Raw genomic sequence first — 24,113 nt, forward strand, 5'->3', positions numbered from 1 at the left:
AATGGGGCCCCACAGGCTTACTGATCCTAACCAAACTCCGAATACCCGGGAGTACTAGATGGCAGACACACTGCGGATGCTAACGTCCGTAGTGGAGAGGGAAACAACCCTGACCTCCAGCTAAGGCCCCTAATTCATGGCTAAGTGGGAAAGCAGGTGGGACGACCAAAACAACCAGGAGGTTGGCTTAGAAGCAGCCATCCTTTAAAGATAGCGTAACAGCTCACTGGTCTAAATAAGTTGTCCTGCGGCGAAGATGTAACGGGGCTCAAGCCATGAGCCGAAGCTGAGGATGCACATAGTGCATGGTAGCAGAGCGTAGTGTGACATAGTTCCATGCGTCTTTAACCTTCGTCATCGAAGGTCTTAGACGCAAGGAGCTTTCTGTGAAGCCGGGGCGTGAGCCATCCGGTGGAGAGATCACTAGCGAGAATGATGACATGAGTAGCGACAAACAGGGTGAGAGACCCTGTCGCCGAAAGTCCAAGGGTTCCTGCTTAAAGCTAATCTGAGCAGGGTAAGCCGGCCCCTAAGGCGAGGCCGAAAGGCGTAGTCGATGGGAACTAGGTTAATATTCCTAGGCCGTGAGGTGGTGACGGATCACAGAGGTAGTTCAGGCTTAACGGATTGTCTGGGCTGCTGAGTGGTCCCTGGAAATAGCCCCTCTTTAAGACCGTACCCTAAACCGACACAGGTGGACTGGTAGAGTATACCAAGGCGCTTGAGAGAACGATGTTGAAGGAACTCGGCAAAATACCTCCGTAAGTTCGCGAGAAGGAGGCCCAGTTTCTAGGCAACTAGTGGCTGGGGGCACAAACCAGGGGGTGGCGACTGTTTACTAAAAACACAGGGCTCTGCGAAGTCGCAAGACGACGTATAGGGTCTGACGCCTGCCCGGTGCCGGAAGGTTAAAAGGAGATGTGAGAGCGTCGAATTGAAGCCCCGGTAAACGGCGGCCGTAACTATAACGGTCCTAAGGTAGCGAAATTCCTTGTCGGGTAAGTTCCGACCTGCACGAATGGCGTAACGACTTCCCCGCTGTCTCCAACATCGACTCAGCGAAATTGAATTGCCTGTCAAGATGCAGGCTTCCCGCGGTTAGACGGAAAGACCCCGTGCACCTTTACTACAGCTTCGCACTGGCATCAGGCACAATATGTGCAGGATAGGTGGTGGGCTTTGAAACTGGGACGCCAGTCCCAGTGGAGCCTCCCTTGAGATACCACCCTTATTCTGCTTGATGTCTAACCGCGGTCCGTTATCCGGATCCGGGACCCTGCGTGGCGGGTAGTTTGACTGGGGCGGTCGCCTCCTAAAGAGTAACGGAGGCGCGCGAAGGTTGGCTCAGAGCGGTCGGAAATCGCTCGTTGAGTGCAATGGCAGAAGCCAGCCTGACTGCGAGACTGACAAGTCGAGCAGAGTCGAAAGACGGCCATAGTGATCCGGTGGTCCCGCGTGGAAGGGCCATCGCTCAACGGATAAAAGGTACGCCGGGGATAACAGGCTGATACTGCCCAAGAGTCCATATCGACGGCAGTGTTTGGCACCTCGATGTCGGCTCATCTCATCCTGGGGCTGGAGCAGGTCCCAAGGGTATGGCTGTTCGCCATTTAAAGAGGTACGTGAGCTGGGTTTAGAACGTCGTGAGACAGTTCGGTCCCTATCTGCCGTGGGTGTAGGATACTTGAGAGGAGTTGCCCCTAGTACGAGAGGACCGGGGTGAACGTTCCACTGGTGGACCAGTTATCGTGCCAACGGTAGTGCTGGGTAGCTATGAACGGAAAGGATAACCGCTGAAGGCATCTAAGCGGGAAGCCCCCCTCAAAACAAGGTATCCCTGAGGACCGTGGTAGACCACCACGTCGATAGGCCAGAGATGTAAGTGCGGTAACGCATTCAGTTGACTGGTACTAATGGTCCGATAGGCTTGATTTGATCCAGTAAAAGTAAGACTGATAAATCAAAAGCATACACCAAAGTGTACTCGGCTTAGACAACACGTTGATAAGGGCTAACAAAAGCCCGTTGTTGCTTATTCGGTTTGGTGGTCATAGCACGAGTGAAACACCCGATCCCATCCCGAACTCGGAAGTTAAGCACCGAAGCGCCAATGGTACTGCGTCTTAAGACGTGGGAGAGTAGGTCACCGCCAAACCTAATAAACAACAACAATCTCTCAAAAACGATGAAAAGCGCATTCGTCACTACGGTGACACTGGCGCGGGGTGGAGCAGCCCGGTAGCTCGTCAGGCTCATAACCTGAAGGTCGCAGGTTCAAATCCTGCCCCCGCAACCAACTTACTAACGCAAGGCACCCTATCGGGTGCTTTTTGCGTTTCAGGTGTTAGAAACACCGAGCGATAAAGCACGTTTTGCACCTAATTTGATGCAAAACGTGCTGTTTGGTGTTCGATGTTTTAGATCGCGCTAGGTTTTTGTGCTGAATGAGCGTCGACCAAGCGTTGGACGCACGGTGCGAAATGACGGAAATCTGGCGTTTCCATACCCGCAATTTTGCCGGCTTCATCGAGATAGCGAACCGCGATGATTTCTTTCAGGTTTGGGTTTTGTTCGAATTCTGAAACCTCTTCTGGGCTCATAGGGCCCCCCTGCAGATTGAGTGAATGAATAGATGCTTCGGACAACCGTTCGAAGTAGCTAGGCTTGGTTGCGCAGAGGTATCGTTTGGCTGCTACGTGGTAACGGCAACAATCGGTGACGACGCTAGGGAAGAACCTTTCCAGTACTTCCGCGCCTGCGTCCTCGTGGTGACGGTCTTCTGTATCGTCCATGGTGAAAGTGCCAAATTCCGAGGTGAAATGTCCTATGTCGTGTAGCAATGCGCCGACGATGATTTCATCTGATTGTCCATTTCGTTCGGCGATTGTCGCGCCTTGCAACATGTGTTCACCCATGGTGACAGGTTCGCCGAGGTACTCTTCGGCGCCGCGGCGTTCAAAGATCGAGGCAAGGAATTCAACGATTGTCTCTGCTGTCAGCGTGTCGATCTGTTGGCTCATTCTGCAGCCTCCTGTCCCAAACGACGCAGGGCGTCACGGGTAGAACGCAGGCCATCTTTGTCGGCGTAACAGCCCTGTAGCCAGCGTGTTCCTGTGCCGGAATAGGCCTTGCGGGCATGCAGAACACGGGTGTTGTCGACAACAAAGGCCTCACCCGGTTCCAGACGGAAGGTGACTTCCATTTCGGGATCATCAATGATTTCGCCCAACCGTCTATATGCCGCGTACCACAGGTCCATTTGGTCGAAGGGAATGTCAGTTGCCGCTGAAAGTGATCTGTTGTTGAACCGAACGCCGATCAATTCGCCATCAGGCGCCAGCTCGATCATCGGGCGGCGCGAGGTAAGGCAAACCCCGTCTTCGCCAGCATACTCGAATTGAGCGCAGTGGCGGGCCAAAACGTTGAAATACTCAGGGTTTTCCAGCTGCAGGCGATGTACGCAGGCAAAGCCGTCAACCACCATATTTTCGCCGCCAGCGGCGGAGCTTTCGAGGCAATACAGAACTTGGATTGAGGGCACGGGATCACGGTAGGGATTGTCTGTGTGCGCTTGCAGGCCTAGGCCGGTAAAGGCGAGGTTGGTTGGATTTACTTCGGTTCGCACTTCGAAATGGCGCCCATAATTTGTTTCCCGAACGAAGCCGAACAGATCTACAACCTTGAACAGGGCGCCGCTTTCGACTGGCCCGCCTTCAATTTTTCCGAACCCGTAACGGGTCACCTGTTCGATCCAATTTGCGAAATCCGCCCCGCGTTGGGCCAGCGCGCTAAATTGCGCTACCGGCACATCGGTTTGCAGGTTGGCGTCCCAAGTTGCGACATTCTCTGATAGCCAGCCCTGGCCGTTCCGTTTCGGTGCGTCATAGGCATGTTCCGCGAGCCAGCCGAGCTGAAAGGTGACCGTTTTGTTTTCAGGCGCAAATGTCACCTGAAGCGTACCATCATTGATGGATGCGGCTGCAATATGCGTATCGACGGGGATGTCACGCAGGGCGATCAGCCGCTGTCCATTTCCGGCGGCGCGGGTTTCGGGATCTGGTGAATTGTCACGCAGCCAGATCGCGTGGTAGCGCGTCGCCCTATCATTCTGGTGCAGTGTTAAATAGGCGCCGTCGGTGGCGATTGTTACGTGCATTGGGTTTTCCTTATCGCTGTTCGCACAAACATTGCCCTTACGTTTCACGAAAACATGCCATAGCCTCAAATTAGAAATACCCCACCTAAGAGGCTGAATTACTTATGAGTGAATCGTCTTATACCCTGCCCCCATTGGAATGGGTTCGCGCGTTCGAGGCGACGGCCCGTCTGGGCAGCTTTACTGCAGCGGCGCAGGAGACCGGACTCACACAGCCAGCGGTCAGCCAGCGCATTGCGAATTTGGAAAAGCACTTGGGCGCGCAGCTGTTCATTCGCCAGCCCCGCACCATTGCGCTTACAGTCGAGGGGGAAACCTGGTTGCCACATGTGCAACGGGCGCTGTCAGGGCTAAGCGACAGTTCCGAAATGTTGTTTGCTAGCGGTCGCAGCCGTTTGACCTTGTCTGCCAGTCAGTCGGTGATCGCTATGTGGCTGGCGCCGCGGATGTCGCAGCTTTGCGATGCAACCAATGCCGAGTTTTCTATTCAGTCTTATACATTAGGCGGCCAAGAGGCGACGACAGACAATACTGTGCAAATCCGCTACGGTGCAGACGATTGGTCCCACGACTATCAGATCCCACTCTTCAAAGAGCAACTGGCGCCGGTTGGCGCACCGCATCTGGTGGCGGCAGGCTGGGAACAGTTGCCGCGGATCGGATGCACTGGCCCCAGACCTGATTGGGACCATTATGCAGCGCGGTTCGGTATTCCTTTGACGCCGATCCCCCAGATACGCATGGATACGATGAATGGTGCTGTTGCGGCTGCACGTGCAGGGCAGGGAGTCGCACTGGCGTCTTTGCCATTATGCGCGTCTGAGCTGACCGACGGATCACTCGTTCAGTTGGGCGGTGATATCTATGATCACAATGAAACCTATTGGCTGGTCGCCACCCGCAGCGCGATCGGGCGACGGCAATGGCAGGCGCTGTGTGATGTGCTGACAGCGCCGTAAAGCCAACCATTGCCGATCATGGGGTCCATAGGCTGGTTTCAGGGTAGAACTGCGACCATGCGAACCAGAAGGCTTCGTGGCTGGCAATGGCTGTTCCAGTTGCATCTGATGCAACTAGACCACCCGCTGACCGGGATAGCTGTACGCCTTTATATTCGACGGATTGCCCTTGTTGCAGCGCAGCCATTGCTATTGCGCGTGGGAATGCAACGGGGCCAGCGGCGGTCAGCACACCAATCACATCCTCCTGCACCGGCAGGCGCGGGTCTACATCGCCAACGGGGAAGATCGGGCCATTGGCATCACGGTTGTTGCGGAAATCAGGGTCGCGCCCTAGCGCCAGACGTTCGGCCAGAACGGTGGTGTCTGGATAGGCGGCCTTCCAGCTGGCCCAGTCCGATGTGATGACGGTCGCCTGATCCAGCACCAGCCCACGTTTGCCATGCGGCCCGGTCAGTGCGTTGCCGCGGAATGTGTCAAAGATCGAATAGGTGGTCAGGTCATACATGACCTTGTTGGATCGGCTCAGCAGGCCAGATGTACGCATCACAGGCCGTTCAATACCTGCGGGCAGCTGATCGGTGAAATACGCCTGTGCCGCACCACAAAGCGTGCAGTAGGGCAACGCCAGATCACGCCCACCCAGTGTATCGTTGACCATTTCACGCACTTCCATGATCTGGCGGGGATAGGCGCGGGCCTCCCCGTTAATGACCACGCCAAAGACCACATCGTCATCATCCACCCAATCGGCCTCTGCCGCGCTGGTCACGGGGGGATTGTCGGCGGCGGGGATGCAGTTGCAGGCGTCATCTGTGGTGTCAAACGGCCGGTCATCAATCAACACGCCGCCCCAGGAGACATGCCGCCAGTCAATGTTGCCCTCGACGAAAATGCGATCCCAGCCGGGGATGATTGTGGTGTAGATCCGTCGCTTGATATCAAGATAATTCGGCGGTTCAGGAATGTCCCATGCGATCAGTGGATCGGTGACATTGCCCCATGCGTTTTGGGTGATACGTGGACGGTTCAGCAGCGTGGCCCCTGCATCGGCCAAGGCATCGCTGAGCTGGCGATTGGTGATAAAGCGCAGCATGTCTGAAATCACCCACGCCAGACGTGGATCGCCCGAATTGCTGATCACCTCCAGTGCGGCGTTATGTTCGGGGCCCCATTGCCCACGCTCGACACTCTCGACAAAGGCCAACTGAACGGCCGCCGCCACATCTTCTGTTAAGGGGCCAGTGGGGACTTCTGGGGCTGCGCCGAATTGGTCGATCACATGTGCGGGCATTTCGGCGCTAACGGCGGCGGTGCTTTTGGTGCCGTAGTCCTGCGCACAGGCGCTGATCGGGGCTAGTGTCAGCCCGGCAAGGGCGGCAAGCAAGGCAGGACGGGTGATTTGGCGCATGTGTAGATCCCTCTGATAACGCGGCAGGTCATGGGCATTACTCAGCGTTTAGTCTGTCGCGGCAGATGCAGCGGCACCAATCACATTGCCTCATCTCTTGGTGAGACGGGCGTCAGGCCATTGGCGCTTAACTGGTTAGTTCGTGTGCCCAAGGGGGATTTGCGCCCTGGCGCGTGACAGTCACCGCCGCGACACGGCTGGCATAGCTAAGAAGGGCGTGCAGGTCTGTCGCTGTCAGGTCTGCTATGTCCTGCCGTGTCAGCGCACCCTGTTTTTGCAGATGCGCCAATGCGCCAGCGTTGAACGTGTCACCTGCCCCGACGGTATCCACCACCGTGACGCTTGGCGCCGAGGTTTCGGCCTGCGCGCCGTTTTGGTGATATGCACGTGCGCCATCCGACCCAAGGGTCAACAGGATGAGCTGGGGCCCCTGCGCCAGTACGGCAGAAATCTGGTTTTCCAGCCCCTTGGCATCGGGGGCCAGCCAATCCAGATCTTCGTCTGACAATTTTACGATGTCGGCCACTGCCAGTAGGGCAGCCAAGCGGTTGCGATACACCTCGGGTTCTTGGATCAGCGTTGGGCGAATATTGGGATCCATCATAATGACACGCTGTGGCGCCTCACGCTGTGCGAGATCCGTGTAAGTCGCTGCAGCTGGCCCATCAATCAAACTGATGCCGCCGATAAACAGTGCCTTAACCGCATCAGGCAAAGGTGCGATATGTTCCAAACGCACCGCCTGCCCGGCGGAGTTTTCATCATAAAAACGGTAGGTTGCCTGCCCGTCGCGAAGCTGTACCATCGCCAGCGTTGTGAGTTCATCATATCTGCAAACATGGCCTGTACTGACGTTACTGTCTGCCAGCCCTTGCAACAGAAGATCCCCAAAACCATCGCGAGAAATCCCCGACAACAGCGCGGTATCGGCGCCCAGACGTCCCAGACCGATCGCCGTGTTGTAGACCGCACCGCCGGCATGGGGAACATAGCCACTGGCCCCGCCAATGGTGGGTTCTGGGATCATGTCGATCAGGGCTTCGCCCGCACAAAGGATCATGTCGCACCTCTTAATTCTCATGAAATGCACCTTAGCCCGATGCGGTAGGGCTGCACAGTTGTCTTATCGCTAGGTGCTGGCCATTGCGTATTGGGCATTCCAATTCTACTAAGGATTCCGACTTATACATCCCATTGAGAAACTTTTTCGGATGCACCCGCTAAAAAGTAGAGCAGTTCTGGCGTTCTTTTGGAGGACAGCAGTGGCGCAACGGACACCAGCGGAGGGATGCAGCAGTGGGATTGTTTCAAGATATCGCCGATCAAACCGCATACAATGTCTCGACTCCGCGGCGTCGTGGTTTTGGCCAGAAAGCCAACACCAACCAATCTGCGCAGTCCGCAGCGGAGGCGCCCGTGAAACGTGACTCGCTTTCTCGTTCGATTTATCGTCAGCGCCAAAGCATTGGCCCTGCCCCGCTGTTGGGTAAAAAGGTCCTGTGTGTCAGCGCCAAGGCGAATTGTGACGTTGAACAGATGTCGATCACCCTGGGCGCCAATGTGATGCCGGTTAGTACCCTGGGCGAAGCAGAGCGCATGCTGCGCGAAGCGCCGCGCGAATGGGATCTGTTGTTCATTATGCGGGATGGCCTGATGCCCCTGGATCATCTGGTGACCGACCTGTTGAGCCTGCGGTTCGCTTTTTCCAACCTGCCGGTTGTGATGTTCTCCACCGCGTTCATGGCCGATGACATGACCAAGGACCGCAGCCCGATCTCTGATGCCTCGATGTGCCTGCCGATGACACAGGGCCGCCTGAAGATGTGTGTCGAAGCCGCGATCGAAAACAACCGCAACAAAGAATAAGTTGCTTTATCACTCAAGCAGGAGCCGGGCAGATGCCCGGTTTTTTTGTGTGCAATGGGTGCTTGCATTAAGGTGACTGTTTTACTAAGAAATATCCAGCCAAGCGATCCGGCCAGGTGAACGCTGTGCAGCGGGAAAACCCGAACAGCGATATATCGGGCGTTCGGTTCACGTTCGCCCCCTCAGGCGGAGTGATCAATTGGCAGACCATACAGGCAACAATCAACACATTCACAGACAAAGCAGCGGTGTGCGCGATACGGATCTGCGCGCCTATGGGTTTGATGGTACGGAATTGGCGCTACTCGCCCTATGCCGTCGACTGTTCGAAGCGGTCAGCAATGGCCGCCCGGCAAGCTGGACGGCGGCACGCGCGGCGGCAACGGAATTTTACGGCTGTGGTTTGGCTGAACCAGTGTTGAACGCAACCCTAGAGGCCGTCGATGCGATGCGCCGCCTGCGCAGTACTGCGTTCAATTATCGCAAAGATGGCTGCAGTTGTTGCCGCAACCGCATCACCCCCGAAGAGCGGTTGTTCATTTCGGCTTTTCATAATCTGCGACGTGGCAAACGATCACGCGCCTATGTGAAGTCTATGCTGCTGGTTGAGGGGCAAGAGCCCGCGGCGCTTTTGGTTGCGTTGGAAATGCTGGACTATACACTTTACGAGCTAGGGCTGACCTAACACGCAGCTGACACACCGGGCAGTACACACAGCATTTCATAGAGCAGGTTCGCTGCGATCATCGCGGTATTGCCAGACGGATCATAGGGCGGCGACACCTCTACCAGATCGCAGCCCACTAGATTTAGACCCTGACACCCGCGCACAATTTCCAACGCTTGGATCGTGGTAAGGCCGCCCATTTCTACGGTCCCTGTACCGGGGGCAAAGGCGGGATCCATACTGTCGATGTCGAAACTCAGGTAAACAGGCCGGTCCCCGATCTGCGTCCGCACCTGTTCCATCAGTGGCGCGGCGGATTTGTGCCACAGCTCTTCGGCCTGAATGACGGTAAATCCCCAGTTACGCGCTGTGTCGAAATCATCCGGTCCATAGCCCGTGCCGCGCAGCCCGATCTGAAAGGTGTTTTGTGCATCGATTAGCCCCTCTTCATACGCGCGGCGGAAGGGGGTGCCGTGGGCGATCTCCTCACCAAACATGTGTTCGTTGATGTCGGCATGGGCATCGACGTGGATCAACGCCACCGGCCCGTGTTTCTTGGCAATTGCGCGCAGCACCGGCAAGGACAGTGTGTGATCGCCGCCCATGGTCAGGGGCACCACCGGATGCTGCAGCATGTCGTCGTAAAATTCGGTGATCCGGCGCACGGCGTCTTTCAGATCAAAGGTATTGATCGCAACGTCCCCGATATCGGCTACGTTGAGCGCGTCAAAGGGGGCTGCGCGGGTCCACATATTGTAGGGGCGGATCATTGCGCTTTCGCTGCGAATCTGACGCGGGCCAAAGCGGGTGCCGGGGCGGTTGCTGGCACCGATATCCATCGGAATTCCCACAAAGGCGGCATCCAGCCCCACCGCCGTGTCCTGCGCAGGCAGCCGCATGAATGTCGACGGCCCGCCAAAGCGCGGCATTTCATTTCCACCAAGGGGTTGATTGAACATCTGACACCTCATCTGCACAGCCTGTTTCAGCCATTAAGAACGAAGTATCCCCATGAAAGATAGGGGTTTTCTAACCCAGCGTGCGAATTCAGTGGAAATTTAGACGCAAAAAAACCGGCTGTCGAAACCTTGAACTCAAGGGCGATCAGCCGGTTTTTTATGGTGCCCAGAAGAAGCACCAACACATTGTTTTTGCATAACTTTCTATGATCAATTCACCCTAATATCCCCCTAATAGTACGGCAAATACTGTCCTGTAGCGTCTTGTTCTGTCCGGGGGCATCCACTACCTTAGGGTGGATATTTAGGTGGATATATAATGCGGGCACAAAACAGGCTTTCGGCATCCTTTGTAAAAGGCGCACCAACTGGAAAGCACTGCGATGGCGCTGGGCTTTGGCTGATAAAGCGCGATGATGGTGGAGCGCAGTGGGTGTTGCGCGTTACCGTTCACGGCAGGCGACGGGAAATGGGCTTGGGTGGTTATCCAACATTGGGCTTGGCTGAAGCCCGCAAAGTCGCCCAGCGCTGGCGAGAAGTGGCGGCAGGTGGCCGTGACCCGATTAAGGAACGCGAAGCCGAAGAGCGGGCTGCACGGCGCGAAGATATTTCATTGGCCATTATCACGGCAGACGCCTTTGAAGCACGCAAAGCCGAACTGAAAGGCGATGGCACGGCTGGGCGGTGGCTTTCTCCTTTGAACATTCACGTTTTGCCAAAGCTTGGCCGCGTGCCGGTGACGGATCTGGACCAACGAGACATTCGGGACACGCTGGCCCCTATCTGGCACACGAAGGCCGACACCGCACGCAAAGCCATGAACCGACTATCAATCGTGATGAAACACGCGGCGGCGCTGGGCTTAGATGTGGATCTGCAAGCCACCGACAAGGCGAAGGCACTTCTGGGCAAGTCGCGGCATGTACCAAAGAACATTCCTGCGATGGCTTGGGCCGATGTGCCAAGCTTCTACGCAAGTCTGGAAGAGCCGACACCAACGCACCTAGCCATGCGCCTTCTTATCCTGACCGGTGTCCGCTCAAAACCATTACGGCTGATCCGACTTGAACAGATTGAAGGTGATGTTTGGACCATTCCCGGCGAAAGCATGAAAGGCCGTAAAGGGCAGACACCTGATTTTCGCGTGCCGCTTTCAATCGAGGCCCAGCGCGTGATTGATCTGGCGAAACCACACGTCCGAAACGGCTTTCTGTTTCCGAACAGCCAAAAGGGCGTGATTAGCGACATGACGCTTTCACGGCACATGGAGCGGCGTGGACTAGAAGCGCGCCCCCATGGCTTTCGCACGAGCTTGCGCACATGGCTAGCAGAAGCCACGGACGCCCCGCACGAAGTCGCTGAAACGATGCTAGGGCATACGGTGGATAGCGGCGTGGTGCGGGCCTACCGGCGCACTGACTTTCTTGAACAACGTGCCAAGCTAAGTGAGCGCTGGGCAGATTATGTAACCGGCGGCGCTGGGCAAGTAGTGAAGTTGGCGGGGGGAGTGTGATGGACAAAGGCAAAAAGGACGGGGACACACTTGCGACAACCGCGACACAGCCCACTTATCCCGAAGCCGTCACAATGGCGCGGCGCTTTCTCGAAAGCTGGATGGCGGGCAATGGACAAGGGCTTGTGGCTGGCAAAAGCCTAGCTGATCCTTGTGACTGGAAGGCGATGAATAACGAAGTCTTAGGAGCTGCGATGTTGCGCAAGCGACCTGATGATTTAGTAGACTGGGCGAATGCTGACCGTGACGGATGGGATGCCCTGCAACTCGGTCTGGCAAACGCCGTAGAGCGGGGCAACGCAATCCCAGCTGAAGCGAGGCAATGGCTGGGTCTTTTTCTTCGTGGCGAGATTGAAAGGCCGCATGGCAGCGCAGGAACGCATAGCGCGGAAGGGCTGCACCTTGCCATTTACATGGCTATTCATGCACTGACACAACGAGGCATAAAGGCGACCCGTAATGACGCGAGTGCACCCGTCAGCGCGTGCGATGCTGTTGCGGATGCTCTGGTACAATTGGGCAAAGAACCCACCACTTTTCACGGCGTCAAAAGAGTGTGGCAGGCGATGAAGAAGCAAGTGAAACCCGGCATCCCCCGGTCTTGACCTTGTGGGGCCGTAATCGTTCCAATTGCAGAGCCATGCACCGAGAAGCCGATTCGGACAACTTTGCATCATCTGAAATCAAAAAGGATGGTGCATTAAATGCAACGCTTTCTAACTTTGACCGAACTGCGCGCCAAGCTTGGCAATCGAAGCCGAAGCGCAATCTATAATGACCTCGAAGCGGGCCGTTTGCCCCAGCCAATCAAACTTGGCGGACGCCTATATTGGCCAGAAAACGAACTGGACGCACACCTTCAAAGCCTGCGCGAAGAGGCCGCTTGATATGGGCGGCGGGCAAATGAAAACCCCGGCGCACGGGCAAGTGCAACCGGGGCAGGATAACCGCTATGCGAATGCGGCGGGCATCCCCAAAGTATCACAACCAAAGCGCTGCGCAAAGCGCGCTGGGCTGTATCAGATCCACCCTGATGGCGGCGCTTTCGCGGGAACTTATGGCCGTTACATCTTGCGCGCCCAAGTCGTGAAAGGCGGTGCGGAATGAGCAAGCCATACAAATATCACAAGAAAGGCACTGGGCGGCACGTACAGCTTCCAGAGTGGCTTCAAGCGACGGAGGCATGGGCAACCATGCGCCCAGCGCCAAGGGCGCTCTACATCGAATTGAAACGGCGCTTTAACGGATCGAACAATGGGGAGATCTATCTTAGCCACCGTGTCGCTGGAGAAGCTTTGAATGCTGACAAAGACTCGATTGGTCCATGGTTGAAAGTGCTACAAGAGCGCGGATTCATTTCCCTAAGCACTCCACCACACCTTGGATCTTCTGGCATTGGGAGGGCATCAAAATGGCGGTTGGAAGAACTTCCAACGCCTGATGGAAAGCCCGCAACTAAGAGCTTTATGCGATGGAAGGAAAAACAAAATCCCCGCGCAAAAAACGGGACACCGCGTCACAAAAAACAGGACACTAAACCCGATAACGCGGCTCAACAGGCAGGAACTGTCATAGAAATTGGGACGCCCAGCGCGCAAAATCAAAAAGTCGCGTCACAATGATTGGGACATATATAGATATAGCCATAGGCAGTGCGTTCTATGACAGTTGGATAGACGCCACCAAATGCGCTCTACCAAATTGGCTTTCCGCACTGCCAAGTTGGTGCTGGCCTTTCTTGGTTCCAGACTACTGCGCCCCTTCACAGTCGCTTTGGCAGTGGGTGACGCTCTTGTTTGCACACTTTGGTTTGGGCACGTTTCTGGGCCTCTTTTCGCCACGCATTGCGCTGGGCGTCCTGATGCTCTGGGCCACCAAAGAGGGCTTTGCGGATCTGCCGATTGCGGGTTGGCCTTGGCAAGTGGTGCTGGATAGCGCCATCGACTTAGGCGCGGGCATTCTGGGTGTGGTGGCTATCACTCGACCAATCAATAAACGGAGGCGTCATGGCTGACCGAAACAACCGCCCCAAAACGGGCCGCGATGAAGCTGGCCGATTCACAACGGGAAACCCCGGACGCCCCCTAGGAGCGCGCCACAAAGCCACTAAGGCAGCGCTGGCGTTGCTTGATGGTGAGGCCGACGCCCTATCGCGTAAAGCAGTCGAACTGGCCCTAAACGGCGACACAACGGCTCTGAGGCTATGTCTTGAGCGTATCGCCCCGCCACGCAAAGACGCGCCCGTCACTTTTGACCTTCCGGCAATGCAATGTGCACAGGATGCAGCAAAGGCCGCTGGCACGGTGTTGCAAGGCGTTGCGCTGGGCGAATTGACGCCAACCGAAGGCGCACACGTTATGGCCTTGATTGAGAACTACCGGCGGACCTTGGAAACAACAGAAATTGAACAGCGCATAGCAGCGCTGGAAGCGGAGGCGCTTAAATGACGTTTAGACATCGACTAGATAAGCTTGCTGCAAAGGCCCCAATGTCAGCAAGTGAACGCCCGACTGAAATCTTTATTGTTGGTATCTGTCCGGAAACCCAAGAAGCTGTTTCCGCTTTTGGTATGTATTCTAGGCAGTCTTTCGAACGCACAAGCGACGAAACTGAAGTGGAGTTTAACGAACGTATCAATCGGTACGGACGGGCGAAGGATATACTACCAGAAAAATCGCATTGATTTTCATCCAAATCGCTTGGCTTCTCTTGGATGAAATGCAGACTTAACTTTGAACGTAGCGAATCAAAGAGGTTGTCACGTGAGCTTTTATCCGGAACGAAAGTTCAAGTATGTCGTTTACAAACTAACGTTTCCGAATGGCAAAATTTACGTAGGCAAAGACATCGGCGTAGGGGGCCACTCAATCCGGTATTTCGGGTCATGGAACCGTGAAATCGTTGGAAAGGACTTTACCAAAGACGAGCTTGCAGACTTCACCCTTCGCAAGGAAATCATCTTTGAGTGCGAGGATAAGACCGAAGTTTCCAAACGCGAGATGGATCTAATAGTCGAGCTTGGGGCTAACAATCCTGAGCGGGGTTACAACCAGACGCCCAAGTTTAGGGGTTAAAAAATAACCTGCACCTTTTAGAGGGTGGCTGTTTCCCTCATTGAGCCAACCAGTGACCTGCGTGGGGAGGCGTATTGCATACACCCCTAAATAACATTCTAGCACAGACGGCTAAATCAGTGGTTCACCAACAGCGCAAAGGGGGATAATTAGGGGGATAAGAAACCATACAATCCGCCATTTATCAAAAAAAACAAATGATTAGGCTGGATTTATGGTGCCCAGAAGAGGACTCGAACCTCCACGTCCATACGGACACTAGCACCTGAAGCTAGCGCGTCTACCAATTCCGCCATCTGGGCACGGGTTGGTGAGGGGCGTTCTAAGGTTAGTGCGGGGGGGTGTCAACGCGATTTTTGAAGTTTTTTTTGCCGCAGGCAATCTCCTTGTGAAAAACCCCTGTAAGCGTTAGAAAACTGCAGCAAATTTTTCTTAGCCGGAGCCTGTAGTATGTCGAAACTCGTGACCATTTTTGGCGGATCTGGATTCGTCGGCCGCTACATCGCGCGCCGTTTGGCGAAAGAGGGCTGGCGCGTGCGCGTTGCAGTGCGTCGCCCGAATGAGGCAATGCACGTAAAGCCTTACGGCACCCCTGGTCAGGTCGAACCCGTGCTGTGCAACATCCGCGATGAGGCATCGGTTGCCTCGGTCATGACTGGTTCGGACGCGGTAGTGAACTGTGTGGGTATTCTGGCAGAGGCAGGCAAAAACGGCTTTGATTCTGTGCAGGCCGAAGGTGCTGGTCGCGTCGCCCGGATCGCTGCGGACCAAGGCGTCGAAACCTTTGTTCATCTGTCGGCCATTGGCGCTGACGCCACCAGCAAGAGCGCCTATGCCCGTACCAAGGGTGCCGGCGAGGCAGCGGTTCAGGCGGCCTTCCCGTCTGCGGTGATCCTGCGCCCGTCGATCATTTTTGGGCCAGAAGACGATTTCTTTAACCGCTTTGCGGGCATGTTCGGTCCGGTCCTGCCGCTGGTGGGGGGCAACACCGTGTTCCAGCCGGTCTATGTTGATGATGTCGCCCGCGCCGCAGTTCTGGGTGTGGAGGGCAAGGCGCCTGCGGGCATCTACGAGCTGGGCGGTCCTGATGCACACAGCATGAAAACCCTGATGAAGGATATGTTGACCGTGATCCGCCGCCGCAAGCTGGTGGTGAATCTGCCGTTTTTTGCGGGCTCGCTGATGGGCTGGTCGTTTGATCTGGTGAAAAAGCTGAGCTTCGGTCTGGTCAAGGGGCCGATCACTGCGGATCAGGTGAAACTGCTGCGTCAGGACAATGTGGTGTCCGAAGGCGCTAAAGGCTTCACAGATCTGGATATCTCCCCCGTCGCGATGGAGGCTGTCCTGCCCGATTACCTGTGGCGGTTCCGTCCGTCGGGGCAGTATCTGGCGATCAAGGAATCGGCCAAGAACCTGCGTCACGGCTGATCCACAGTCGATACTGATTTCATGACTTGGGCGTCGGGATATTCCCCGGCGCCTTTTTCGTATGCCGCACGGCTGATTACGGGGGATCGGGTTATTGGGACGGTTGTGGTATCCCAGTGGTGTGTTAGGCATACCTATCAATTGTAGGGATGATTTGCTGCCCGTATGGGCAGAAGGTGGATCTACCAAATTCCGTTATTTCCTAGCCATTTAATGAAGGCGTCGCTTGGTGTCAGATCGCTTGGTCAGTTACAATGCGTCCGTGGTGTCGGGGCGTGGCATTGCCCGCGACCATGTTGCAGCCGAATACAATGATTTTCGGCAAGCGACGGGAGAGGAGCTGTTTCTTGGTTCATTGAACCTTGTCTTGGCTGAACCTGTCCTCCTCAACAGGGACACAGCGGTTTCAACTGGCGATAGCGGACGTCTGCTTTGGCAGGCGCACCTTCAGGGGATGTCTGTTTGGGTTTATCGCTATGCGAACGCTCCCTTGCATGTAGCGGAGATACTATCGCCGGTAAAATTGCGTGATGCGTTTGACCTGACCGATGGGGATACTGTCGATATTGTCTTGTCTAAACGTGATATCGTGCCGTTGTCGCGAAGACGGCAGGCGGCCTGGCGGCTTTTGTGGCAGGGGCGCGGACATTGGGCATACCAACGGGATTGGTACTACTGGCGATTTCGAACCTTGGCGGCAGATTTGGGGGCGACCCAAAAACCGATCCGCCGCGGGGTTGTCTTGTCTATTCTGAAATATGTTATTCGTGGCTTTCGCTAGAATGTGCGGTCGTGGATCAGGCCGTATAGCCGATCCACAACAGCGCGATACCCAAAAGCACCCGATAAATCACATAGGGGGTGAAGCTGACGGATCGCAGCAGTCGCATCATTAACGTCAGTGCCAGCAGGGCTGCGATAAAGGATAGGCCGGCGACGATTGCGCCATCGCGCAGTGCGTTCATGTTTGCTTCTCCGGCTGCTTTGACGCCCAGCAGGCTGCCTGATGCGATGATTGTCGGGATCGACATCAGCATGGCCAGCTTGGCAGCGTCCTGTCGATCGTAGCCTAGCCAGCGACCGGCGGTGATGGTGATGCCTGATCGCGATGTCCCGGGGATCAGCGCCAACATTTGCGCGATCCCCATCCACAGTGCATCACGCCAGGTCCAGTCGCCTGTGGTCTTCTCGGCGGAGCCACGTTGGTCAGTCCAGTAAAGAAGCAGACCAAAACCCAGCATCGTCCAGCCGATCACGGTGATCGACCGCATGTGGTCGTTTAGTCCAGACATGGCCAGAAACAGTCCAAACAGGATCACCGGAACAGTCGCGATCAGCAGAAGGAATGCCAGCTTGCTTCCTTCGGTGTCGATGCGACCGGTGAGCATACGGGGGATGCCGCTGAGGCCGATCCGCACATCGCGCCAAAAATACAGGACGACTGCGCCCAACGTGCCAACGTGGGCAGCGACATCAATGATCTGGCCTTGGTCCTGCAGGCCTGAAAGATTCGGTAGTAGAATCAGGTGGCCAGAGGATGAAATCGGTAGAAATTCGGTAATGCCCTGAATTAGGGCCAAAATAGTTAGGTGAAGAATAGACATTGTGGATTTTCTCAGATGCTGAATTGTCTTGTGTATAACTTATTGAGTTTTCATCAGAAGAATTAATAAAGGTCCGACTCGGACTTAAAAATCATCGCTTGGCGGCGATATTTCTGCTGTGCGGCGAAAAAATCCGCAACTTAGGTCAGCTTTTATGACTTTTCTTTAATTCGATGCTGTCTTAAAAGGCGCTGGACTAATGTTTTGTTCAGAAAGGCAGCGCCGTGGCCAAGCAACCGATGCTGAAATTTGTGACCGTTGATCGTGACATGCCGGTAAAACGGCAGGCGGATGAGCGTAACAAAGACTTCAATGAGATCTACGCGGAATATGCGACCGCCAAGGCCGAAGAGCAGGCCAGCCGGTGCAGCCAGTGTGGCGTGCCCTACTGTCAGGCGCATTGCCCGCTGCACAACAACATTCCCGACTGGCTGAACATGACCGCCACCGGCCGTCTGGAAGAGGCTTATCAGATCTCTCAGGCTACAAACTCCTTCCCGGAAATCTGTGGCCGTATCTGTCCGCAGGACCGTCTGTGCGAAGGCAACTGTGTGATCGAACAGTCGGGCCATGGCACTGTCACTATCGGCTCGGTCGAGAAGTACATCACCGACACCGCGTGGGAAAACGGCTGGGTGAAACCGATCGTACCGACGGTTGAGCGTGACCAGTCGGTTGGCATCATCGGCGCTGGCCCCGGTGGCATGGCGGCAGCGGATATTCTGCGTCGTCAGGGCGTTCAGGTAACGATTTATGACCGCTATGACCGTGCGGGCGGCCTGCTGACCTATGGTATCCCCGGTTTCAAACTGGAAAAAGACGTGGTGATGCGCCGCGTTGAACAGCTGGAAAAATCCGGCGTTGAATTTGTGCTGAACTGCAACGTGGGCGAAGACATCTCGTTTGATGCGATCCGTGGCAAGCATGACGCGGTTATGATCGCTACCGGTGTTTACAAAACCCGCGATCTGTCCGGCCCTGGTTCGACCGCGACCGGCATTGAACGTGCGATTGATTACCTGACCGTATCGAACAAGCTCAGCTTCGGTGACGAAGTGGCCGAATACGCAGATGGCTCGCTGAACGCTGCTGGTAAAAAGGTTGTGGTTATCGGTGGTGGTGACACCGCGATGGACTGTGTGCGTACCGCTGTGCGTCAGGGCGCAACCTCGGTCAAATGTCTCTACCGTCGTGACCGTGCCAACATGCCCGGGTCCCAGCGCGAGGTTCAGAACGCCGAGGAAGAAGGTGTGGAATTCGTCTGGCTGGCGGCGCCCAAAGGTTTCACCGAAACCGATGGCAATGTCAGCGGTGTGATGGTTCAGAAAATGCGTCTGGGCGCGCCGGATGCGTCGGGTCGTCAGGCCCCTGAGGTGATCGAAGGCGCAGATTACGTCGAAGACGCCGATCTGGTGATCAAGGCGCTGGGCTTTGAGCCTGAAGATCTGCCCAAGCTTTGGAACACCGACGGTCTGGAAGTGACCCGTTGGGGCACCATCAAGGCCGAGTTCAAGACCGGCAAGACCGCTCTGGATGGTGTGTATGCCGTTGGCGACATCGTGCGCGGTGCTTCGCTGGTGGTCTGGGCGATCAAGGACGGCCGCGACAGCGCCGAGGCGATCCTGGAGTATCTGAACGACGCTCAAAGCGTCGCGGCAGAATAAGCCCCAACTGTAGAAATTCTGGGCGGCCCGACGCCGCCCATCCCCGCAAAGATACGGCACTGAACGCAGGGCGTGGACATTCCGCCTGACGCAGCGCCGAGAAGATCACTGCCTCGATTAAGGAGAGCTGATATGACCAAATTTGACGCGAACTGGGCCGCAGCCGAGGAAGCAAAGCGCCAGTGGCTGGCCGAAAACGGCATGTATTCCGTCGAGGAGGAACATTCCTCCTGTGGTGTGGGTCTGGTGGTATCGCTGGATGGTAAACCCAGCCGCAAAGTTGTTGAATCCGGCATCACTGCGCTGAAGGCGATCTGGCACCGTGGTGCTGTGGACGCGGACGGCAAAACCGGTGATGGCGCAGGCATTCACGTGCAGATCCCAGTTCCCTTCTTCTATGACCAGATCAAACGTACGGGTCACATTCCGCACGAAAACCGCCTGATTGCGGTTGGTCAGGTGTTCCTGCCCCGTACCGATTTTGGCGCGCAGGAAAAGTGCCGGACCATCGTTGAAACCGAAGTGCTGCGCATGGGCCACTACATCTACGGCTGGCGTCACGTGCCGGTAGATGTGTCCTGCTTGGGTGACAAGGCAAACGCCACCCGTCCCGAGATTGAGCAGATCCTGATTTCCAACGCCAAGGACATCACCGAAGAAGAGTTCGAGCGCGAGCTGTACGTGATCCGTCGCCGCATCGAAAAGGCTGCGACGGCTGCGGGCATCAATGGCATGTACCTGTGTTCGCTGTCCTGCCGTTCGATCATCTACAAGGGCATGATGCTGGCCGAACAGGTTGCGGATTTCTATCCCGACCTGAAAGACGAGCGCTTTGAAAGCGCCTTTGCGATCTATCACCAGCGTTATTCCACCAACACCTTCCCCGAATGGTGGCTGGCCCAGCCGTTCCGCATGTTGGCTCACAACGGTGAGATCAACACGCTGAAAGGCAACGTCAATTGGATGAAGAGCCATGAGATCCGCATGGCCTCGGGGGCCTTTGGTGATCTGGCTGAAGATATCAAACCGATCATTCCTGCCGGCTCGTCCGACTCGGCGGCGCTGGATTCGGTGTTTGAGGTTCTGGTCCGTGCCGGCCGTAACGCGCCGATGGCGAAAACCATGCTGGTGCCTGAATCCTGGTCGAAACAGGCCAAGGAACTGCCGCAGGCATGGCGTGACATGTATTCCTACTGCAACTCGGTGATGGAACCGTGGGACGGCCCTGCCGCGCTGGCGATGACCGATGGTCGTTGGGTTTGTGCCGGTCTGGACCGTAACGGTCTGCGCCCGATGCGCTATGTTGTGACTGGTGACGATCTGCTGATCGCGGGCTCCGAGGCGGGCATGGTCCCGACCGACGAATCCAGCGTCAAAGAAAAAGGCGCACTGGGTCCGGGTCAGCTGCTGGCGGTGGATATGGAAGAGGGCAAACTCTACCACGATACCGAAATGAAGGACAAATTGGCCGCCGCACAACCGTTCGGTGAATGGGTTGGCAAGATCACCGATTTGGAGGCCGCACTGTCCGGTCTGACCGAACAGCCGATGTTCACCGGTTCTGAACTGCGCAAGCGTCAGATCGCAGCTGGCTACAGCATCGAAGAGCTTGAGCAGATTCTGGCCCCGATGGCCGAGGATGGCAAAGAGGCGCTGGCCTCGATGGGTGACGACACCCCGTCGGCGGTTCTGTCGAACAAATATCGCCCGCTGAGCCACTTCTTCCGTCAGAACTTCTCTCAGGTGACCAACCCGCCGATCGACTCTCTGCGTGAATATCGCGTGATGTCGCTGAAGACGCGCTTTGGCAACCTGAAGAACGTGCTGGACGAAAGCAGCGCCCAGACTGAAATTCTGGTTCTGGAAAGCCCGTTCGTCGGCAACGCCCAGTGGGATGAGCTGGTACGTCAATTCAAGGCTGATCTGGTCGAGATTGACTGTACCTTCCCCGCCGGTGCTGGTGAAACCGCGCTGCGCGTTGAACTGGAACGTATCCGTGCCGAGGCAGAGGATGCCGTGCGCTCTGGCGCGGGTCACATCGTTCTGACCGATCAGCATCAGGGTGAGGATCGTGTGGCTATGCCGATGATTCTGGCCACCAGCGCGGTGCACAGCCACCTGACCCGCAAGGGCCTGCGCACCTTCTGTTCGCTGAACGTGCGTTCCGCTGAATGTGTGGATCCGCATTACTTCGCCGTGCTGATTGGCTGTGGTGCCACCGTTGTGAACGCCTATCTGGCCGAAGATTCGCTGGCAGACCGCATTGAACGCGACCTGCTGGATTGCACCCTGACCGAAGCGGTTGCGCGCTACCGTGACGCGATCGACCAAGGTCTGCTGAAGATCATGGCCAAGATGGGTATTTCGGTCATCTCGTCCTACCGTGGTGGTCTGAACTTCGAGGCGGTGGGTCTGTCCCGCGCCATGTGTGCCGAATTCTTCCCCGGTATGACTAGCCGTATCTCCGGCATCGGTGTGTCGGGCATCCAGAAGAAGGTCGAAGAGGTCCACGCCCAAGGTTGGGGCGGTGGCCGTGACGTTCTGCCGATCGGCGGTTTCTACAAGGCGCGTAAATCGGGCGAGACCCACGCCTGGGAAGCGCAGTCGATGCACATCCTGCAAACCGCCTGTAACCGTGCCTCGTTCGAGCTGTGGAAACAGTATTCGGCCAAAATGCAGTCGATGCCGCCGATCCACCTGCGTGACCTCTTGGCATTCAAACCGCTGGGCACCGCGATCCCGATCGAAGAGGTGGAAAGCATCACCGCGATCCGCAAACGCTTCGTCACGCCGGGCATGTCGCTGGGCGCGCTGAGCCCCGAGGCACACAAAACCCTGAACGTCGCGATGAACCGTATCGGCGCCAAGTCGGATTCCGGTGAAGGTGGCGAAGATCCCGCACACTTCGTTCCGGAACCCAACGGTGACAACCCGTCGGCCAAGATCAAACAGGTGGCTTCGGGCCGTTTCGGTGTGACCGCTGAATACCTGAACCAGTGTGAGGAGCTGGAGATCAAGGTGGCCCAAGGTGCAAAACCGGGTGAGGGCGGCCAGCTGCCGGGCATGAAAGTGACCGATCTGATCGCGCGCCTGCGTCACTCGACCAAGGGTGTGACCCTGATTTCGCCGCCGCCGCACCACGACATCTACTCGATCGAGGATCTGGCGCAGCTGATCTATGACCTGAAGCAGATCAACCCGCGCTGTAAGGTGACGGTGAAGCTGGTGGCCGCCTCCGGTGTTGGCACCATCGCCGCCGGTGTTGCCAAGGCAGAGGCGGATGTGATCCTGATTTCCGGTCACAACGGTGGTACCGGTGCATCGCCTGCAACCTCGATCAAATATGCTGGTCTGCCGTGGGAAATGGGCCTGACCGAGGCGCACCAGGTTCTGGCAATGAACAACCTGCGTGATCGCGTGACCCTGCGGACCGACGGTGGTCTGCGGACCGGTCGTGACATCGTGATCGCCGCCATGATGGGTGCCGAAGAATACGGCATCGGCACCGCCGCGCTGATCGCGATGGGCTGTATCATGGTCCGTCAGTGTCAGTCGAACACCTGTCCGGTGGGCGTCTGTACCCAGGATGAGGCGCTGCGTGGCAAGTTCACCGGCAATGCTGACAAGGTGGTGAACCTGATCACCTTCTACGCGCAGGAAGTTCGTGAAATCCTCGCCTCCATCGGTGCACGCAGCATCGACGAGGTGATCGGTCGCGCGGACCTCTTGAGCCAGGTAAGCCGTGGCTCGGCCCATCTGGATGACCTTGACCTGAACCCGCTGTTGATCACCGTCGATGGCGCGCATGAGATCGTCTACAACCGTGACAAGGAGCGCAACGCGGTTCCTGACACGCTGGACGCCGAAATTGTGCGCGACGCCCGCCGTTTCCTTGAGGATGGCGAAAAGATGCAGCTGTCCTACGCGGTGCAGAACACGCACCGTACCGTGGGCACCCGCACCTCTAGTCACATCGTCAAGAACTTCGGCATGCGCAACGCGCTGCAAGAGGATCACCTGACGGTCAAACTGACCGGCTCCGCCGGTCAGGCGCTGGGCGCCTTTGCCGCGCCGGGTCTGAAACTGGAAGTGTCCGGCGACGCCAACGACTACGTCGGCAAGGGCCTGTCGGGCGGCACCATTGTGGTACGTCCCCCGATGGCCAGCCCGCTGGTTGCGGCTGACAACACCATCATCGGCAACACCGTTCTGTACGGTGCGACTGACGGCTATCTGTTCGCGGCTGGCCGCGCCGGTGAGCGTTTCGCAGTCCGTAACTCGGGTGCGAAAGTGGTGATTGAGGGCTGTGGCTCCAACGGTTGTGAATACATGACCGGTGGTGTGGCGGTTATCCTCGGCTCGATCGGCGCCAACTTCGGTGCGGGTATGACCGGCGGTATGGCCTACCTCTATGACCCAGAGGGCAAGGTTGATGAGTTGATGAACATGGAAACGCTGGTGACCTGCCCCGTGACCGTGGCTCATTGGGAAGATCAGCTGAAAGGCCTGATCGAACGCCATCTGGCAGAGACCGGCAGCCAAAAGGCCGCCCGCATCCTGCAACACTGGGACACTGAGGTGAAAAACTTCACCCAAGTCTGCCCGAAAGAGATGCTGGTGCACATTCCGCATCCCTTGAGTGTTGAGGATCAGGCGGTCCCTGCGGAGTGATCCGTCAGAGGGACGGTTTGATCATCTGAAAATCGGAAAGCCGGGGCCAAGTGCCTCGGCTTTTCTTTTTGTGCGGAGCGCTAAACAGCCCCCGCTCAAAGGTTCAGGATTGCCGACTGGCCCAACGCGCGGCAAAACAGT

Annotated in this window: 21 protein-coding genes, 2 tRNA genes and 2 rRNA genes; 18 read left to right on the top strand and 7 right to left on the bottom strand. The window is 56.5% G+C overall.

Annotation, left to right across the window (positions count from 1 at the left end; translation table 11 throughout):
- The 3 genes from TM5383_RS11165 to TM5383_RS11175 form a co-directional block, all read left to right on the top strand.
- A 23S ribosomal RNA gene (locus TM5383_RS11165) occupies nucleotides 1-1,935 on the top strand; the annotation flags it as partial.
- 105 nt (nucleotides 1,936-2,040) lie between these two features.
- A 5S ribosomal RNA gene (gene rrf / locus TM5383_RS11170) occupies nucleotides 2,041-2,155 on the top strand.
- Nucleotides 2,156-2,219: 64 nt separating this feature from the next.
- A tRNA-Met gene (locus tag TM5383_RS11175) sits at nucleotides 2,220-2,296 on the top strand.
- 121 nt (nucleotides 2,297-2,417) lie between these two features.
- Here the strand turns inward: TM5383_RS11175 and tmpB are convergent.
- Both tmpB and tmpA read right to left on the bottom strand, forming a co-directional pair.
- Nucleotides 2,418-3,020, bottom strand: a complete 603-nt coding sequence (gene tmpB, locus TM5383_RS11180; protein WP_058319129.1) for a (R)-1-hydroxy-2-trimethylaminoethylphosphonate oxygenase — start codon at nucleotides 3,018-3,020, stop codon at nucleotides 2,418-2,420.
- Nucleotides 3,017-4,156 (bottom strand): 2-trimethylaminoethylphosphonate dioxygenase, encoded by a 1,140-nt coding sequence (gene tmpA / locus TM5383_RS11185; protein WP_058319130.1) that lies wholly within the window; start codon nucleotides 4,154-4,156, stop codon nucleotides 3,017-3,019. Before tmpA ends, tmpB begins: the two co-directional genes overlap by 4 nt.
- A 104-nt stretch (nucleotides 4,157-4,260) precedes the next feature.
- Here tmpA and TM5383_RS11190 point away from each other — a divergent pair, with 104 nt between their 5' ends.
- Nucleotides 4,261-5,115 carry a LysR family transcriptional regulator gene (locus TM5383_RS11190; RefSeq protein WP_058319131.1) on the top strand — a complete coding sequence of 285 codons (855 nt, stop codon included), beginning with the start codon at nucleotides 4,261-4,263 and terminating at the stop codon, nucleotides 5,113-5,115.
- A gap of 16 nt (nucleotides 5,116-5,131) precedes the next feature.
- On the opposite strand, the gene TM5383_RS11195 is transcribed toward TM5383_RS11190, so the two are convergent.
- Nucleotides 5,132-6,526 carry a DUF3179 domain-containing (seleno)protein gene (locus TM5383_RS11195; RefSeq protein WP_058319132.1) on the bottom strand — a complete coding sequence of 465 codons (1,395 nt, stop codon included), beginning with the start codon at nucleotides 6,524-6,526 and terminating at the stop codon, nucleotides 5,132-5,134.
- 127 nt (nucleotides 6,527-6,653) lie between these two features.
- A complete protein-coding gene (locus TM5383_RS11200; protein WP_231725140.1) occupies nucleotides 6,654-7,607 on the bottom strand; it encodes a carbohydrate kinase family protein in 954 nt (317 codons plus the stop codon).
- A gap of 215 nt (nucleotides 7,608-7,822) precedes the next feature.
- Between TM5383_RS11200 and TM5383_RS11205 the strand changes: the two genes are divergently transcribed.
- Nucleotides 7,823-8,392: a hypothetical protein gene (locus TM5383_RS11205; protein ID WP_058319134.1), complete on the top strand. Its 570-nt coding sequence runs from the start codon at nucleotides 7,823-7,825 to the stop codon at nucleotides 8,390-8,392.
- Nucleotides 8,393-8,642: 250 nt separating this feature from the next.
- Nucleotides 8,643-9,077, top strand: coding sequence for a hypothetical protein (locus TM5383_RS11210; protein WP_156415730.1), 435 nt, complete (start codon nucleotides 8,643-8,645; stop codon nucleotides 9,075-9,077).
- Here TM5383_RS11210 and speB read toward each other — a convergent pair.
- Complete coding sequence (gene speB, locus TM5383_RS11215; protein WP_143570325.1) at nucleotides 9,074-10,018, bottom strand: agmatinase; 945 nt, start codon at nucleotides 10,016-10,018, stop codon at nucleotides 9,074-9,076. The two genes, TM5383_RS11210 and speB, sit on opposite strands and share 4 nt — an antisense overlap.
- 319 nt (nucleotides 10,019-10,337) lie before the next feature.
- Here speB and TM5383_RS11220 point away from each other — a divergent pair, with 319 nt between their 5' ends.
- The 8 genes from TM5383_RS11220 to TM5383_RS11255 all read left to right on the top strand — a co-directional run bounded on the left by TM5383_RS11220 (nucleotide 10,338) and on the right by TM5383_RS11255 (nucleotide 14,605).
- On the top strand, nucleotides 10,338-11,531 hold the full coding sequence (locus TM5383_RS11220; protein ID WP_076400283.1) for a tyrosine-type recombinase/integrase: 1,194 nt from the start codon (nucleotides 10,338-10,340) through the stop codon (nucleotides 11,529-11,531).
- Entirely contained in the window at nucleotides 11,531-12,136 is a 606-nt protein-coding gene (locus TM5383_RS11225; RefSeq protein WP_058319138.1) for a hypothetical protein, read from the top strand. The genes TM5383_RS11220 and TM5383_RS11225 overlap by 1 nt, the downstream gene beginning before the upstream one ends.
- 99 nt (nucleotides 12,137-12,235) lie before the next feature.
- Nucleotides 12,236-12,418, top strand: a complete 183-nt coding sequence (locus TM5383_RS11230) for a helix-turn-helix transcriptional regulator (RefSeq protein WP_058319139.1) — start codon at nucleotides 12,236-12,238, stop codon at nucleotides 12,416-12,418.
- A gap of 216 nt (nucleotides 12,419-12,634) precedes the next feature.
- A complete protein-coding gene (locus TM5383_RS11240) occupies nucleotides 12,635-13,153 on the top strand; it encodes a hypothetical protein (RefSeq protein WP_058319141.1) in 519 nt (172 codons plus the stop codon).
- Nucleotides 13,154-13,323: 170 nt separating this feature from the next.
- Nucleotides 13,324-13,545, top strand: coding sequence for a hypothetical protein (locus TM5383_RS11245; RefSeq protein WP_058319142.1), 222 nt, complete (start codon nucleotides 13,324-13,326; stop codon nucleotides 13,543-13,545).
- Complete coding sequence (locus TM5383_RS11250; RefSeq protein ID WP_058319143.1) at nucleotides 13,538-13,978, top strand: hypothetical protein; 441 nt, start codon at nucleotides 13,538-13,540, stop codon at nucleotides 13,976-13,978. Before TM5383_RS11245 ends, TM5383_RS11250 begins: the two co-directional genes overlap by 8 nt.
- A gap of 41 nt (nucleotides 13,979-14,019) precedes the next feature.
- A complete protein-coding gene (locus TM5383_RS17000) occupies nucleotides 14,020-14,214 on the top strand; it encodes a hypothetical protein (RefSeq protein WP_159438582.1) in 195 nt (64 codons plus the stop codon).
- A 79-nt stretch (nucleotides 14,215-14,293) separates the two neighbouring features.
- On the top strand, nucleotides 14,294-14,605 hold the full coding sequence (locus TM5383_RS11255) for a GIY-YIG nuclease family protein (RefSeq protein ID WP_058319144.1): 312 nt from the start codon (nucleotides 14,294-14,296) through the stop codon (nucleotides 14,603-14,605).
- A gap of 215 nt (nucleotides 14,606-14,820) precedes the next feature.
- Here TM5383_RS11255 and TM5383_RS11260 read toward each other — a convergent pair.
- Nucleotides 14,821-14,907, bottom strand: a tRNA-Leu gene (locus tag TM5383_RS11260).
- 148 nt (nucleotides 14,908-15,055) lie between these two features.
- On the opposite strand from TM5383_RS11260, the gene TM5383_RS11265 reads away from it, so the two are divergent.
- Entirely contained in the window at nucleotides 15,056-16,033 is a 978-nt protein-coding gene (locus tag TM5383_RS11265) for a complex I NDUFA9 subunit family protein (RefSeq protein ID WP_058319145.1), read from the top strand.
- 229 nt (nucleotides 16,034-16,262) lie between these two features.
- Nucleotides 16,263-16,814 (top strand): DUF120 domain-containing protein, encoded by a 552-nt coding sequence (locus TM5383_RS11270; RefSeq protein WP_058319146.1) that lies wholly within the window; start codon nucleotides 16,263-16,265, stop codon nucleotides 16,812-16,814.
- Nucleotides 16,815-16,830: 16 nt separating this feature from the next.
- On the opposite strand, the gene TM5383_RS11275 is transcribed toward TM5383_RS11270, so the two are convergent.
- Nucleotides 16,831-17,637, bottom strand: coding sequence for an undecaprenyl-diphosphate phosphatase (locus TM5383_RS11275; protein WP_058319147.1), 807 nt, complete (start codon nucleotides 17,635-17,637; stop codon nucleotides 16,831-16,833).
- A 224-nt stretch (nucleotides 17,638-17,861) separates the two neighbouring features.
- On the opposite strand from TM5383_RS11275, the gene TM5383_RS11280 reads away from it, so the two are divergent.
- Together TM5383_RS11280 and gltB are read left to right on the top strand one after the other, a co-directional pair.
- The gene (locus TM5383_RS11280) at nucleotides 17,862-19,301 is read left to right on the top strand and encodes an NAD(P)-dependent oxidoreductase (RefSeq protein ID WP_058319148.1); all 1,440 of its coding nucleotides are present in this window, start codon (nucleotides 17,862-17,864) and stop codon (nucleotides 19,299-19,301) included.
- A gap of 132 nt (nucleotides 19,302-19,433) precedes the next feature.
- Complete coding sequence (gltB, locus tag TM5383_RS11285; RefSeq protein ID WP_058319149.1) at nucleotides 19,434-23,972, top strand: glutamate synthase large subunit; 4,539 nt, start codon at nucleotides 19,434-19,436, stop codon at nucleotides 23,970-23,972.
- Nucleotides 23,973-24,113: the final 141 nt, after the last annotated feature.

Source organism: Thalassovita mediterranea (assembly GCF_001458435.1).
Classification (GTDB): Bacteria; Pseudomonadota; Alphaproteobacteria; order Rhodobacterales; family Rhodobacteraceae; genus Thalassobius; species Thalassobius mediterraneus.